The organism is Protofrankia sp. CiP3 (genome assembly GCF_917627345.1).
Lineage (GTDB): Bacteria > Actinomycetota > Actinomycetes > Frankiales > Frankiaceae > Protofrankia.
Window position 1 is genome coordinate 1 of the sequence record NZ_CAKJTM010000113.1, and the last position, 13,310, is coordinate 13,310.

Consider the following 13,310-nt stretch of genomic DNA (forward strand, 5'->3'; position numbering starts at 1 on the left):
TCATGCGGTCCTTTCTGTGCTGTGACGGTCAGCGGCTCGGGCTACGGGCAGGCGTGGCAGTAGTGGCCGGCCGGGTAGGCAACGGGGCTGCCGTTGTGGCGGTTCCCGGCTGGGGCGGGCCTGGGAACGCCGCACTCAGCGGACTGCCACCCCGCGGGGCGCCGGCCGTCGCGGTGGTCTTCTGCGCCGGCGGGCTGGATGCCACCGGATCGGCGGGAGTCTGATCCGGGCTGGCGGAAGACTGGTCGTCCGCCGCTGGCTGCTCCAGGCCAGGATCCGGATCCGGTGGTCCGCCTGAGGGCGGAGGAGGCAGTACCGCAGCCGGTTCCACGTCTTGCGGATCCCCGGCGGTCACCGGGATGTCGGAGGACGCGGCAGAGGCAGGCAGGACAGGGACTGGTGGTGGGCCGGCGGGGACGTCCGGGCTGATCTGCTCGTCGACCAGGAGCTGGACGACCTCCTGCGGGTTCACCCCGGTGGCCTGCGCGGCGTAGGCGGTGAGTGAGGCGATGTGGTCGGCTTCGGCGGCCAGGATCGGCAGGACCGTGCGGACCGCGTCCACCTGCGCCTGTGCATGCCCGGCGGCCAGTCCCGCCGCGTAGGAGGCGACGTGATGGTCGATCGCCACCTCCGCCATCAGCCGCATGTCCTGGCCGTGGAGCAGGACTGCGGCCAGCGCAGGTACCCCCCCGGTTTGCAGCACCTGCGCCGGGTCGGCGCCCTCCGGCAGCTGCGGCACCCACACCTGCCAGTCATCGCGCAGCAGTTCGTAGGCTGCCACCGCTCCCTGCCGGCCGCCGGCGTCGGCGTCGAACGCCAGCAGCGCCCGCCGGCGTGGTTCGGCGGGGCCGCGGCCGGCGGCGTGGCGCAGCGCGGCGGCGTGCCCGGCGGTGAACGCGGTCCCCGACGGGGTCACCGGCACCTGTCCGGTGATGATGCTGGCGGCCAGCAGGTCCATCGCGCCCTCGACCACAACCGGGACCGCACCCCGGGCCAGGGCCTCCCGTCCCTCGTACAGCCCCAGCAGCAGCTCACCCTTGTGGTACAGGGCGGTCTGAGGGCTGTTGAGGTATTTCATGCCGTCGGGGGCCTGGCCGCTGATGTCCCGGCCGATCCAGCCGACCACATGCCCATCGAGGTCCCGTACCCCGATCATGATCCGGTTCCGGAACAGACTGCCCAGCTCCCCCGACCGGGGGCTGGGAGTCATCAGCCCGGAGGCGGCCAGTTCCGCCGGATTGAACCCCTGCGCGGACAGATACTCCCGCAGCATGCTCCATGCCGGTGGGGCGTAGCCGACCACCCAGCGACTCTCGGAATGCAGAACGTGGGGCAGTACCTGACCGGTCAGGCCCCGGCCGGTCAGGTACTCTCGCGCCACCGCCCCACCCTCGCCCAGCAGCTGGGAACGGAAGAAGACCACGGCCGCAGCCTGGACCTCCCGCAACCGCTCGACCGACACGTTCTGCCCCGCCGACCCGGACGGGGCAGAAGCCGCCGTGGTCCGCACCGGCCGTGGCTGCGGTGCCGGTTCCGGTGTTGCCGATGGAGGTGCTGGCGCGGCTACCACCGGGGACGCTGCCGGGACAGTGCCGGACGCCACCGCAGCAGTGAGCTGCGCCTGGCGGGCCACGCGGGCCAGGTCCCGCGCGGCGGTCCGGCTGGCTTGGTGCCGCACGGCGTGGGCGGCTTGAACCGCGTCCAGCAGCGGGCCGGCGACCGCCAGGACCTCTTCCAGCCCGGCCCGCACATTCGCAGGCGGGCCCTCCGGCCGTACTCCCGGCGGCTCCGCCGGGTCGAGTCCGGCGCGTACGGCCACCAGCCAGGTCACCGACCCCACGTCCGCCGTGTCCGGCCCGACATCGGACACCCGCACCGATACCAGATGGTGGATCAGCCGCAGCACGGACTGCTCCGGGGTCTCCCCGGTATGTAGCCGCAGCACCCTTTGGGTGACGTCCTGCTCGCTGCGGGCGGGACCGCCGCCGGCAGGAGCGTCCTCCCACACCCGCTGATAGCCCCAGGAAGCGGCGAGGTCAACCAGAGTCCGCCCGACCACGGCCGGCGCCAGCGGGACCGGTGCCGTCGGCGGCAGTCCGGAGGTCTGGGTGAGGTCGTAGACCTCGGTCGGCTCGCCGGTGTGGATCGACGGCAGCAGTAGCCCCCGCTCCCCCCGGCGCACATGCCGGCGGACCGTCCGCCAGCCCGTCGCAGTCGCCAGCACGGTCGCGCCGGGCCGTTGGGCGTGGATTGCTACTGCGGTGTCCGCTCGTGGCCAGCGTGCCGCCACACCCAGTAGTTCGGCCCACTGCCCCGGCTCATGGATCGAGCGAGCATGCTCGGCGATCCGCGCCGCCATCTGCATGGCCGGATCCTCCGGCTGGAGAGTGGCGCTCACCGTACCTGTGGCGCGTCCGCGCTCAGCCGGCCCGACTCCTCCTGGAGCCCGCGCACCAGGGTTTCGAGCATGTCCGTCCGCTCCTGCTGCCGGCGCTGTTGTTCCACCAGACCAGCCAGGGTCTGCTGCATCGTGGCCAGGGCCTGTTGGTGGGAGCCAGCCGTTTCCGTCAGGGCGGTGAGCTGGTCCTGTAGCACTCCCAGCAGGTCGTTACCGAAGGGATCTCCTCCTCCGCTCGGTGTGTCCTGCAGGTTGTCCGGACTGTATGGGTCCGCCCAGCCACTCATACCGGCATTCTGCCGTAACAAGTATCTAATTGGATATATATGGATATAAAGAGTGTCTAACAATTGCTCTCCCGGTGATGCGTGGAAGAGATCCCGACTCCAATAAGATGATCTTTACCAGTGGCGGTCGGGTGACCTGCTGTTCTTTGCCGGTCTGGACGTGGCCTTCGGCAATCCCGGCCGTGTCGGCATCTACTTCGGTGACGATCGGCTCCTTTATGGATGCAGCCCGACGCCTGATCTGGCGTCCCATTCCTGCTCTTGCAGGTGAATAACCTACATACATAGACGAATATTCGACGTCATACATCGATATGTAGCGTCACCCGGATGGGTGGTCGGACATGCGTGTGGCCTGGGTGACGTCTCCCGGCGAACCGGAGACATTCCTCCTGCGCTGGGCCGGGAAGCGAAGAAACCGCGATCCCTCTCCCGCCGACAGCGCGCATCCAAGGCAGCACCGTGACCGGAGCAGGAGCGCCAGCGCTGGGGTGCAAGCTGCGCAGCGACCATTCCCATCGCTCATGCTTCTTTGGTTCGTGCTCCGAGGAAGGGTCAACAGGGTGTCGGGGCTCCCGCCGAGGAACGGCGTGCCCGTGTCTCATCCGGCACGGGATGCGTGGAGGGGGCTTCTGTCGACATGCCGCTCTCTGCGTCCCATCTTGCCATCGGGCGCAGCGTCGACTGCCTGTTGCTGTGGGCCCCACCGCCGCGTGCGGTGAGGTACATACCCCCGTTGCGAGGCGCGGAGGAAGGGAGAAGGAGGAGCTTGGCTCGGGAGAGAGGACCTCTACGTGGCGATGGGGATCATGCCTTACAGCCTGCGAAAACGTTCTCGATCAATCCTTCAATAACCAACATATGAGGCTACATACAAGCCTGCATATATGTAGGGAGAGTATGACGCTGGTACAGTAGAAGATGTCGAGAGATGCTCTTACAGTTATCTCCCACGTACCGATAGATCATCGGATAGAGAAGACGTTCGCGATGTACTGACATCACAGATGTCAACTTCAGGGGAAGTTGCTGATCCATCGTCTATCGACGAACGTGAGTCACAGTCATGCTCATCAGAGATGTCAACTGATCTGCTATCATGTGTTGACACTAACTTGGATACGTCTATGTCAGTACGTATGTACGTGTCTTGCTGCAGAGATGTTGCAGGAGATGTGCACATGCCATCGGTACTAGTGATGTACAGATGTGATGCCGTACCTTGCTCCAGATACGACGGGCTGTCCTGAGACGACGGTGATGGTAGGGAAGTGAGGGATGATGACAGCACCGAGTACCTATGAGATGAAGGACATGTCTGTGATTGCTGGGGATCCACGGCTGGCGCGGACAGTCCTCGTCGCCAACCAGAAGGGAGGCGTTGGCAAGAGTTCGATCGTGACCTCCGTTGCCGCGTTGACGGCACGGGCGGATCGGCGGGTGCTGATCGTCGACGCGGACCAGCAGGCGAACGCGACTCAGGCGGACCTGGGTGTGGAGGGTGACCGGGGACGGGGCCTGGCGATGGCGTTGCAGTACTCCGCGCCGCTGGAGCCGGTCCGTGACGTGCGTCCCGGCCTGGATCTGATCCCCGGTGGCCCGATGCTCGCGATGGTCGCCGCGGCGCACGCGACCGCAGCGCAGACCGGGGTCGATCTGCGGGGCAACCTGGTGCAGGCACTCGGGGCGCTGTGCACACTCGAGCGATACATGCTGGTACTGATCGATTCGGGTCCGGGGGACGCGCCGCTGCTCGACGCGCTGCTGGGCACGGTTCGCTATCTCGTTGTCCCAACCCGTGACGATGACGGTTCCCTCGCTGGGGTCGAGCTGCTGGCCGCTCGGTACCTACGGGCGCGGAAGGCCGGGTCGGGTGTGCAGCTGCTGGGTGTTGTCCTCTTCGACGCCAATCCGCGGGCGACGGCCAGGAACGCACAGATCCTTCACGAGGTGGACAACCTGCTCGAGGGATCCGGGGCCCGCTCGTTCGAGTCGATGATCCGATCGGACCGGGCGGCGGCAGTTGACCTGCGTGCACGCCATCTGACAGCGGGGGAGCTGGTCGCGGCGGCGGAGGACTACAGGAAGCAGCGTCTCCAGCGGCTCCGTGACGGTGGAGATTCCGACAGGTCGGACCGCCTGTGGTCTCGTGACCCGTCGGCGCTGGCGGGGGACTACCAGCAGCTCGCGCGGGAGATGCTCGCCCGAATCGCCACAGCTGAACGCGGGGACCAGCAGTGAACGCCGCTCGACGCGGGGCGTTCGATCCCAACCGGCTCGACGACGTCGATGATCTACTCGGCCCGCCTCCCGTGCCGCCACCGGCGATGCCCGCTCCGACGCCAGTAGGCACCCAGCCCCCGGCCAGTGATGCCGTGGACGTACCTCCTTCGCCCGCGCGGCGGGGGAAGGGGACTGGTGGGCGTCCCCCTACGGCGAGCCGCCAAGGAGCCCGTACCTCGACCGGAGCAGAAGCCGACCGGGGTACCCGGCCGGCGGCCGTGAGGGTCCCGAGAGATCTCTACCTCTCGGTGGTGGAGCGCCTGCTGAGCGGGGTGGAACGTCCCTCCTACGGCCAGCTCGTCGCCTGGACCTGCGAGGACTACCCGGACGAGGTCCTCAACGCACTTCCACGGACTGCCCCCGGTGCGCGTATCCCGCGGGGGCGCCGGCTCGCGGCCGAAAGTGTGCAGGTGACGTTGCGCGGGGACGCAGAACTCCCCGTGATCGACCAGCTTGCCGCCAGGGCGGAAATGACGCGGACAGCGGTTACGATTGCCGCGCTGACGGTCGCAATGCGTCATGCTGGCGAAGGTGGCGAAACGTAGATACGCAGCCGGTGCGGCGTGGTGAGATGCAGCCCTGGCGTTGTGTTCGTTGTCTGACGACCTCCTTTGTTGACCATGGTGTAAGTGCCGAAGGGCTGCCCTGGTCATGGTGTCTGGGGATGGCGGCGTGTGCGCTGCCGATGTCAATCAGTTCCACGGCTGCTGCTTCCCGTCTGCTCGGCGCTCAGATCGACGGCTATGTGGTCGAGGAGCGCCTGTGCCTGGTTGCCGTGTAGCGCGCTTGCATGCAGGCGGTCGAACTCCTGCTGGTAGAGAGCAACGCTCCCTGGGTCGCTGATGGTGACCTCGTCAGTGATGAGTTCGACGACCACGAGGGTGTCAGCATCATCCGCTCTATCGGCGTAGATCTGGAACCCTTCCGGGTAGATGACGCGCGCTTGGCCGCGGAGCGGCAGGAAGCCGATCTGGATGTTCGGTAGTGCCATGACAGCCCGGACGTGGCGCAACTGCTCGAGTTGAAGTTCGACCGAGCCGGGACGCCAACGTAGGGCTGCCTCGGTCACGAGCATGTCGAACCGTCTGGACTGGTCAAGCAGGATGCTCTGGCGTCGCATCCTGTCTTCGACATTGCCAGCGATATTCTGGGTGTCGACTCCTACCATCTCGAAGACGCGCCGCGCATAGTTGCGGACCTGGAGGAGTCCGGGAACGACCGCGTGATCATAGATGATGATCGTCGCTGCGCTGGCTTCTAGCTCGCCCGTCTCCACTTGGGCCAGGTCGGCTCCGTGCTGTACCCGCGACTGCCATGGAGTGATCTGGTTCGCTCCGGCGTCCAGGAGAGTTGTTAGTTCCTCACAGGCGGTGGGCGGGGCGCTGGTGACACGGAACCAGATGTCGATCTCGCGCCGCTTGACGAGACGGTCTCCGGCTTCTATCCGGGAGACTGTCGCTGGACTGACGCCCAGCGCACTGGCGAGATCCTCGTTGCGAAGGTCGGCCAGCTCACGCAGCACTCTGAGACGGCCGCCGATGTGCTGGCGCAGGGTGGTACCGGTTCTGGCGGGGCTCCTGCCAGCCATCATCACTGCATCACCCTGTCGCCAGCACCCAACTCACGCCCGATGTGCAGCGTATTGGGCGAGAGGGACAGACCATGCCAAGGCAAGGTCACGCTCATGGCGGCACCTTTCGACGACCCGCTGGTCGGTCGCGGTGTCGAACGTGACTAGGCAGCCGGCCCTGTCGTAGTGCAGCAATGCCACAAATGGATGCGAGGTGTTGGCATCGAAGAGCCAGAAGTCCTGGGTGAGCCCGGCAAGCGAGGGATCGGCGTCTCGATCTGCGATACGGACGTCCTCACCGGCGGCGACGTTGCCTTCGTAGCCGATGAACTCCAGACGAAGGTAGTCGGACAGGGGCCGGCTGACGAGGTGGACGCGCTGCCACCGCTTCCCAGCCGCCGTCGTGTCCGCCACCCGCTTCAGCCATGGGTCGGTCCGGGGCGAGTACTCGGGCAGTGGTTCGTCGGCGAGAAAGAGCTCGAGCTCGGTGTCCTCTTCCTCGTTCGAGTACCAGTCCAGGGTCTCCAGGCGGAACGCGGTTGAGATGAAGCGGTTGAAGACGGCGTCGAACCCGTTCATCGCCGTGACCTGATCTCGTCTGCTGCTCGGAGAACGAGCGACTCCTGTACCGCTAGGACGTCTTCGCCTGGGTCGAAGCCGATCTGAGCCACGGCGTCGGGATCGTTCAACCGGTAGCCCTGCACGAGCACCATCCCGTCGGACACCGTTTCGCCGGTGGCGAGGGTGATGTCCCCCTCGACATCGTGGACCGCCGGGCACCCGCCGCGGCGAGACTCGCGAACGGTCTCTGTGATCTTGGGCATGCTGGTCGCCTCCGCGATCGAAAGGTTCCGAAGCTTTCAGCATCGTTCGATCCTTCTCGGAAGGTCAAGATCGTATGGAGTTGTCGATCGGGCTTGACGCAATCAGGGCTGTGTTTCATTCTCTTCCTGAAATAAACTGAAAAAGATCTTTATCGTACCCAAGGAACCGGGCTGGGTGAGAGGAGACCCGGCACACAGACCCTTCGGCGGGGGCACCACCACCCGCTGAAGGAAGCACACGGCCCCCGGCCTGGTGCACCACCACCTGACCGGGGGCCGTGATCCCAACCCCCTACGCAGAGGGAGCGAGACCCGTGTCTGATCCTGCCCGCACACTCGAAGACCACCACGTCACCTGCCCGGCCTGCCGGTTGTCCGGGGCTGCCCCCGCTTTTGCCGATGAGGCGCGGGAACTGGCCGGTGTGCACGACAACCTGCTGCACCGTGGCCGTCCGACCGCGACGTTGGTGCGGAACGCCTCGATGACCGTCCCGGGCGGGTTGACACTGCCGGCCGAGGCCAGTGCCCACTTCCCGCCCTTGTCCGCCCCGGTCATTGAGATCGGTGGTGGGTCGGTACACCGCTGGGCTGCACACCTCGGTGGAGGACACGCAGGCCGAGGGGGACGCGCCCGCGGACATGCACCCGTCCGTCTCGATGCGCGGGATTGTGGAGCGCCTGCCGGCTGCGGTCGCTGCCAAGTGCGCCTCCGCCTACGACGTCTTGGAGCAAATAGAATCGGGACAACTGGGCGGTGGGGCATGAGCGGCGACCGTCTTACGCCGAGCATGCGCACTACTGCTGACGGCAGCCCGTTTCTGGGTAAGATCCGGGGCTGGTTGTTCCCTGGGCAGAAGAATCTGACTGTCCATATCACGGTGATCGATGTCCGGCGGGCGCTCAACCCTACCGATTTTCTGATCGAGCCGGTCTCCGGGTCGGGCTTGCGGTGGCTTAAGCCGTCTATGACCGCCGAGGTGGATACCGCGGCCGGGGGTGCCTGATGGACTGGCGCCACAAGGCCCTGTGCCGGGACGAGGACCCGGAGCTGTTTTTCCCGGTCGGGACGACCGGCCCCGCGGAACGGCAGGTTGAAAAAGCGAAGGCCGTCTGCCGCCGCTGCATGGTCACATCCGAATGCCTGACCTGGGCTTTCGACACCGGACAGGACGCGGGGGTGTGGGGCGGGCTGTCCGAGGACGAACGCCGCGGGCTTACACGGCCTGCCCGCACTCGGGTGAGGCTTTCGTGACGCGCCCGATGGCGGCCCGCCCGGCGGGATCGGTGGATCTGGCGTGGGCGTTGGCGGACGTCCGTAATCTCTCGTCCTGGTTGTGGACAGCGGCACGCGAGTACGCCGACGCCGTGGCAGCCGAGGGAGACGCACTGGTCGCCTACGCGACGGCGGTCGCCGACGGTGCCGGTGAGGACGAGATCTGTGTCGCCCGTGACGTGCTGACCCACACGCTGAGCCGGCGGGATGCCGCTGGCCGCTGTCTGGGCCTGGACGGTCAGCTGCCGATGGTGGCGCGGGCGGCGCGGGAGCTGCTGAAGGCAGCCCGTACAGTCGGGGATGTGGCCCGGTGAGCGCCGAGTACGCCTTGGCCGAGGCGTTGCGGCGCGCCACCGGCGATCCCGTATGCGTGTGGGGAGCTGGAATGGCGCTTGACCAAGGCCACCCGGTTCGTTCCTGCACGGCTGGCACAGCGACCGGCTGGTCATCGAGGCGCGTGCTGGCGGTCACTGGACGATCGGCGGTTTCTGGCGCTCAGTGCATCATCCGGGGTGTCCGCCTCATGCCGAAGTCCGGGGATACCAGCATGGTGCGGACGGGCACTGCGGTTGAGACCGCCCATTGTTGCGACCCACAGGCACTTGCACGATCGCAGAGCCGGGGAGGCGTAGCGGTTCGCGGCGCCCTACGCGGACACGTCAACCCCGCGGGTTGCGGGTAACGCACCCGGTCTCGTAGGCGACCACCACCGCCTGTACGCGGTCGCGGACTCCGAGCTTGGCTAGGATCCGAGCAACGTGGGTCTTCACCGTCGTCTCAGCCACCACCAGCTCGGCCGCGATCTCTGCGTTGGAGAGCCCGCGCGCGATGAGTCGCAGTACGTCGAGTTCACGCTCGGTCAGGGACGTCAGTTCCTCGGGGAGCCCTTTCGGCTGGGCGGGCTCGACGAAGCGTTCGACCAGCCGTTGGATGATCGACGGCTCGATGAGGGAGTCGCCAGTGGCCGCAGCACGAACAGCTGCGATCAGCCGGGTCGACGGGGCGTCCTTGAGCAGAAAGCCAGCCGCGCCGACGCGCAACGCGCGGTAGATGTACTCATTCTGGTCAAACGTTGTGAGCACGACGATCGTGGGCGGATCGGGGTGTCGCAGGATCTCCTCGGTGGCCGACAGTCCATCGAGCTCGGGCATCCGGATGTCCATCAGGATCACGTCGGGCTCGACCAGTTGGGCTTGGCGGATCGCCTCGTTGCCGGTGTCGGCCTCGGCGACCACCTCGATGTCGCCGGCTGCCTCCAGGATTACCCGGAAACCGGTGCGGACGAGGGTCTGGTCGTCGGCGACGAGCACACGGATCTTCTTGGACACAACCGAGATTCTGCCTGTCTCGTGTCCGTCGCCGAGTCATTCCTGCGGAGGATGCCGGCTCCGAACATCCTCCTTGCGCCAGATGTGGGCTACAAGAGCCGGTTTCTACCGTCGTGGCATCGGGGTCACGACGACCCACCAGGCCACCCGGAGCGTAAGGGAAAGACCGATGAATGGAATCTTCAAAGGGGTCCGGCCCCTCGACTGCGTGCTTGCCGGCGTCATGACCGCCGCCGGTGTGTTCCTGATGTATGAGAACGTCATGGCGGTGCTCTCCTACGGGCTACCGCACCCGCAGTCGACCGCCATGTGGGTGATGCTGCCGATCCTATGGCGCCGTCGCACCATCATCGCGGCCATCTGGATCACCACCATCGCCTCGATCATTCACGTGATCATGCTCGGCTGGAACACCCGTTGCAGCGTTGAGCTGCCACTGCCGTACGCTGTCGATCGCTTCGCCGATAGGAGGAAGGAGCACCTGACCGGTCTCACCAGCATCGTCCTTACGCAGCTGTTGATGATAGCCAGGGGCCCTTCGATCGGCACGATCATCATTACCATTCCGATCATTGTGCTCTTCTACAGCAGGGGTTAAGCGGAACTCTTCCATCAAGATCTATAGAAGCATCTCGGTCTGTGTCTTGACCTGCTGCGATGCATGATATAGATCATCTAGAATGGGAGTTCCGAATAATCCTCAGCATCGGCCTCTCCGTTCAGAATCGGGTTAACAACAAGCACCCCGCGGTCGCCGCGCCGGTTATCGAGCGCGCTGCCACCTGACCGGGGCTGCTACGGGAAGGAACTCGGCGATGGGTAAGGTCTTCCGCGGGATCAAGGTCCGCGACTGGGTTCTCGCGGCAGTCCTCACCACGCTGGGCTTTCTCCTGATGCAGCTCAACGTCCGCACGTCCGACGCCTATGTCAACAAGGCTGTCGCCGGGGGGTCGATGGCCCACCCGATGGACTCCCACTCGCTGTGGATGATCCCAGTGTTCGTCGGCGCCACGATCCCGCTGCTCTGGTGGCGGCGTAGCGTTCTAGCCGTCACCGGTAGCGCCATCGTGGTCTTGGCGCTGCACGATGCCGTCTTCGGGTGGGTGACCCGCTGCGGCGCCGGGCTCCCGCTCACCTTCACACTGACATTCCTCGGGGCTCTAGCGTACGGGCGCAAGAAGGCATGGCTCGTCTGCGGACTCAGTGTCTTGCTGACTGGAGTCGTCTTAGTATTCGACGCCTCCGCCGGTCCTGGCGCCTCGGTGCTCGCCATACCTGTCGTCCTCGTCGTTTTCGGGGTCGGCCGGGCCGTCCGCCACCGCACCGCCTTGAACCAGGAAATCAAAATTCGTAACGAGGAGCTGCGGCGGCTGCGCGACGAGCGTGCGGCATTCAAGGTCGCGGACGACCGGGCACAGCTTGCCCGGCAGCTCGACGGACTGCTCCAAGAGCGGCTCGGCCAGCTGATCACTGTCGCCGAGTCCGCCGACGGACTCACGCCAGCGCAGGCGAAGGCCCTGCTGGAATCCATCGAGTCCGGCAGTCGGCAGACACTCGACGACATGCGTGAGATCGTCGGGCTGCTCCGCAGTGGTGACGTGGCCCTCGCACCCGCCCCGACGGTCGCCCACCTCGACACGTTGCTCGCGCGGCGCCAAGCGGCGGACTCTCGGCTCGCCGTGACGGGTAACTCCCGATCGCTGCCGGCGACGGTCGAACTCTCGGCGTACCGCATTGTCGAACATCTGCTCTCCGCGCTCGCCGACCGTGCCGACTCACCGATCGACGTGGTGGTGCGATTCGAGGACGACGCGCTCGAGATCCGCGTGACCGGACCGGTGGACACGGCCGCCGACTTGAAGGCGGCTATCGCCCGAGCCAGGGAGCGCGCCAGGTTGCTGGGCGGCTCGGTAGACGTGAAGGTCACACGCGGTCGGGCTGGCGTCGTCGCTCAACTGCCCGTACCCGGCTGATTGGGGTGGGTGTGCGCAAGCTCGAGCAAGCGGGAATCGCCATCCTGATCCTCACTATGGTCGCGTTGCCGACAGCGATCCACGGCTGGCCGACCAGCGCCGCGGGAAACGTCTCCACCGCCGCGCTTCTAGCGAGCGGGCTCACGCTGGTGTGGTGGCGCAGTCACCCACGTCTGGTCGCTGTCCTGGGTGGTGCATTCTGGCTACTATTCGTCTCCCGTGATGCCTACGGGTACTTACCCGGCACCCCGTTCATGGTGCTCCTCGCGACGGTCACGGCCCTGGGCTGGTCCGGCCGGGCGGCTTGGCTGGTCGCGCTCTGTCTGGGGGTGTATCTGTTTGTCTTCTGGGGGCTGCGCGGCACCACTTGGGTCGCGGTGGTGATGCTCAGCATCCCCGGCTTCTTCGCCGGTACGGTCTTGCGGCTGTGCCGGGAGGCAGCGGACGGACTCGCCGTGCATGGTCGGGAGCTGGAGGAGGAACGGGAGCTCTTCGCCGACCTGGCCCTGCGCCACGAGCGGACCCGGATCGCCTCGGAACTGCACGATATCGTCGGGCACGCGATCAGCGTCATGGTTGTCCAGGCTGCGGCGGGGCAACAGCTGGTCGACAACCCGGCCCGAGCCCGACAGACATTCACCGCCATCGCGGAGTCGGCGCGGCAGGGCAAGGAGGACCTACAGCGGCTCATCGAGCTGCTCGGCGGAACGGAGGTCGCAGGCTCCGAGCTGTCGCTGATCGAGGAAGTTGTGGCGCGGGCTACCCGCGGCGGGTTGGACGTGTCCTGCCGGTTCGAGGGGGAGCGCGACAGCGTCGCCGCTCCGACGGCGCACATCGCCTTCCGAATCGTACAGGAAAGCCTGACCAACGCGTTGCGCTACGCCCCCGGTGCAGCCGTGTGGGTGCTGGTCAGCAGATCGGGCCGGGGTCTGACTGTGAGCGTCGAGAACGACCGGTCGGTCCAGGAGCGGCCGGGCCTGTCCGGCACGGGTCGTGGGCTGGTCGGCCTGCGCGAACGGGTGCAGGAGCTGGGTGGTCACCTGCTCTCCGGACCGACCTCACGCGGGGGCTGGCTGGTCGAGGCAACGCTGCCGAATTTATAGTACTTTGCTAACCGCCGCGAATTGCATCGGATGCGAATACGCGTCGGTCTGCATGCGGCGCGTTCTGGAGTGGCTTTGACCTGGGGTTTCCTGGGTCCATCGCGGCTCAGCGAGTGATCGTATCGGGGGTGTCGGCGGGACTGTCTTGGGTCGATGACCAGCCGTTTCGCATCTGATGCGAAGATCTCGCATCGGATGCGAAGGGTGGAGGTTGCGGTCAGTGGGGGATCGGGAGTCGGTGGCGGGTGCGGCGGGGCTGCATCTGGTGCCC

General features: G+C 66.3%; 15 protein-coding genes. 9 read left to right on the plus strand and 6 right to left on the minus strand.

All coding sequences use genetic code 11. From position 1 onward, the window contains the following. Positions 1 to 28: 28 nt before the first annotated feature. Both MJ797_RS23015 and MJ797_RS23020 read right to left on the minus strand, forming a co-directional pair. Positions 29 to 2,365 (minus strand): toprim domain-containing protein, encoded by a 2,337-nt coding sequence (locus MJ797_RS23015; protein WP_239341124.1) that lies wholly within the window; start codon positions 2,363 to 2,365, stop codon positions 29 to 31. Between the two features lie 29 nt (positions 2,366 to 2,394). Next, positions 2,395 to 2,685 carry a cytochrome P450 gene (locus MJ797_RS23020; protein ID WP_239341126.1) on the minus strand — a complete coding sequence of 97 codons (291 nt, stop codon included), beginning with the start codon at positions 2,683 to 2,685 and terminating at the stop codon, positions 2,395 to 2,397. A gap of 1,314 nt (positions 2,686 to 3,999) precedes the next feature. Between MJ797_RS23020 and MJ797_RS23025 the strand changes: the two genes are divergently transcribed. Together MJ797_RS23025 and MJ797_RS23030 are read left to right on the plus strand one after the other, a co-directional pair. Then, entirely contained in the window at positions 4,000 to 4,926 is a 927-nt protein-coding gene (locus tag MJ797_RS23025) for a ParA family protein (RefSeq protein WP_239341128.1), read from the plus strand. Beyond that, positions 4,923 to 5,513, plus strand: a complete 591-nt coding sequence (locus MJ797_RS23030) for a hypothetical protein (RefSeq protein WP_239341130.1) — start codon at positions 4,923 to 4,925, stop codon at positions 5,511 to 5,513. Before MJ797_RS23025 ends, MJ797_RS23030 begins: the two co-directional genes overlap by 4 nt. Before the next feature lie 143 nt (positions 5,514 to 5,656). On the opposite strand, the gene MJ797_RS23035 is transcribed toward MJ797_RS23030, so the two are convergent. Genes MJ797_RS23035 through MJ797_RS23045 form a run of 3 tightly spaced genes read right to left on the minus strand, consistent with a single transcriptional unit; the run spans position 5,657 to position 7,362 of the window. Then, entirely contained in the window at positions 5,657 to 6,556 is a 900-nt protein-coding gene (locus MJ797_RS23035) for a helix-turn-helix transcriptional regulator (protein ID WP_239341132.1), read from the minus strand. A gap of 33 nt (positions 6,557 to 6,589) precedes the next feature. Next, on the minus strand, positions 6,590 to 7,117 hold the full coding sequence (locus tag MJ797_RS23040) for a DUF6879 family protein (protein ID WP_239341134.1): 528 nt from the start codon (positions 7,115 to 7,117) through the stop codon (positions 6,590 to 6,592). Next, a complete protein-coding gene (locus MJ797_RS23045) occupies positions 7,114 to 7,362 on the minus strand; it encodes a hypothetical protein (RefSeq protein WP_239341136.1) in 249 nt (82 codons plus the stop codon). Before MJ797_RS23045 ends, MJ797_RS23040 begins: the two co-directional genes overlap by 4 nt. Positions 7,363 to 7,929: 567 nt before the next feature. Here MJ797_RS23045 and MJ797_RS23050 point away from each other — a divergent pair. The 4 genes from MJ797_RS23050 to MJ797_RS23065 are packed head-to-tail and all read left to right on the plus strand — an operon-like array spanning position 7,930 to position 8,949. Next, positions 7,930 to 8,127 (plus strand): hypothetical protein, encoded by a 198-nt coding sequence (locus MJ797_RS23050; RefSeq protein WP_239341138.1) that lies wholly within the window; start codon positions 7,930 to 7,932, stop codon positions 8,125 to 8,127. Further along, on the plus strand, positions 8,124 to 8,366 hold the full coding sequence (locus MJ797_RS23055) for a hypothetical protein (protein WP_239341140.1): 243 nt from the start codon (positions 8,124 to 8,126) through the stop codon (positions 8,364 to 8,366). Before MJ797_RS23050 ends, MJ797_RS23055 begins: the two co-directional genes overlap by 4 nt. Continuing rightward, the gene (locus MJ797_RS23060; RefSeq protein ID WP_239341142.1) at positions 8,366 to 8,614 is read left to right on the plus strand and encodes a WhiB family transcriptional regulator; all 249 of its coding nucleotides are present in this window, start codon (positions 8,366 to 8,368) and stop codon (positions 8,612 to 8,614) included. Before MJ797_RS23055 ends, MJ797_RS23060 begins: the two co-directional genes overlap by 1 nt. Further along, entirely contained in the window at positions 8,611 to 8,949 is a 339-nt protein-coding gene (locus MJ797_RS23065; protein ID WP_239341144.1) for a hypothetical protein, read from the plus strand. The genes MJ797_RS23060 and MJ797_RS23065 overlap by 4 nt, the downstream gene beginning before the upstream one ends. A gap of 345 nt (positions 8,950 to 9,294) precedes the next feature. Here the strand turns inward: MJ797_RS23065 and MJ797_RS23070 are convergent, their stop codons facing one another. After that, entirely contained in the window at positions 9,295 to 9,963 is a 669-nt protein-coding gene (locus tag MJ797_RS23070) for a response regulator transcription factor (protein WP_239341146.1), read from the minus strand. 223 nt (positions 9,964 to 10,186) lie between these two features. Here MJ797_RS23070 and MJ797_RS23075 point away from each other — a divergent pair, with 223 nt between their 5' ends. The 3 genes from MJ797_RS23075 to MJ797_RS23085 all read left to right on the plus strand — a co-directional run bounded on the left by MJ797_RS23075 (position 10,187) and on the right by MJ797_RS23085 (position 13,039). Then, on the plus strand, positions 10,187 to 10,561 hold the full coding sequence (locus tag MJ797_RS23075; protein ID WP_239341148.1) for a hypothetical protein: 375 nt from the start codon (positions 10,187 to 10,189) through the stop codon (positions 10,559 to 10,561). A gap of 217 nt (positions 10,562 to 10,778) precedes the next feature. Further along, a complete protein-coding gene (locus MJ797_RS23080; RefSeq protein ID WP_239341150.1) occupies positions 10,779 to 11,936 on the plus strand; it encodes a sensor histidine kinase in 1,158 nt (385 codons plus the stop codon). 5 nt (positions 11,937 to 11,941) lie between these two features. Continuing rightward, positions 11,942 to 13,039 carry a sensor histidine kinase gene (locus MJ797_RS23085; RefSeq protein ID WP_239341153.1) on the plus strand — a complete coding sequence of 366 codons (1,098 nt, stop codon included), beginning with the start codon at positions 11,942 to 11,944 and terminating at the stop codon, positions 13,037 to 13,039. The last annotated feature ends 271 nt before the right edge of the window (positions 13,040 to 13,310 follow it).

What these genes read in the sequence shown, in the direction of transcription:
- MJ797_RS23015 (WP_239341124.1), bottom strand. Translation starts at nt 2,365, where the DNA reads ATGCAGATGGCGGCGCGGATCGCCGAGCATGCTCGCTCGATCCATGAG.
- MJ797_RS23020 (WP_239341126.1), bottom strand. Translation starts at nt 2,685, where the DNA reads ATGAGTGGCTGGGCGGACCCATACAGTCCGGACAACCTGCAGGACACA.
- MJ797_RS23025 (WP_239341128.1), top strand. Translation starts at nt 4,000, where the DNA reads ATGTCTGTGATTGCTGGGGATCCACGGCTGGCGCGGACAGTCCTCGTC.
- MJ797_RS23035 (WP_239341132.1), bottom strand. Translation starts at nt 6,556, where the DNA reads ATGGCTGGCAGGAGCCCCGCCAGAACCGGTACCACCCTGCGCCAGCAC.
- MJ797_RS23040 (WP_239341134.1), bottom strand. Translation starts at nt 7,117, where the DNA reads ATGAACGGGTTCGACGCCGTCTTCAACCGCTTCATCTCAACCGCGTTC.
- MJ797_RS23045 (WP_239341136.1), bottom strand. Translation starts at nt 7,362, where the DNA reads ATGCCCAAGATCACAGAGACCGTTCGCGAGTCTCGCCGCGGCGGGTGC.
- MJ797_RS23055 (WP_239341140.1), top strand. Translation starts at nt 8,124, where the DNA reads ATGAGCGGCGACCGTCTTACGCCGAGCATGCGCACTACTGCTGACGGC.
- MJ797_RS23060 (WP_239341142.1), top strand. Translation starts at nt 8,366, where the DNA reads ATGGACTGGCGCCACAAGGCCCTGTGCCGGGACGAGGACCCGGAGCTG.
- MJ797_RS23075 (WP_239341148.1), top strand. Translation starts at nt 10,187, where the DNA reads ATGACCGCCGCCGGTGTGTTCCTGATGTATGAGAACGTCATGGCGGTG.
- MJ797_RS23080 (WP_239341150.1), top strand. Translation starts at nt 10,779, where the DNA reads ATGGGTAAGGTCTTCCGCGGGATCAAGGTCCGCGACTGGGTTCTCGCG.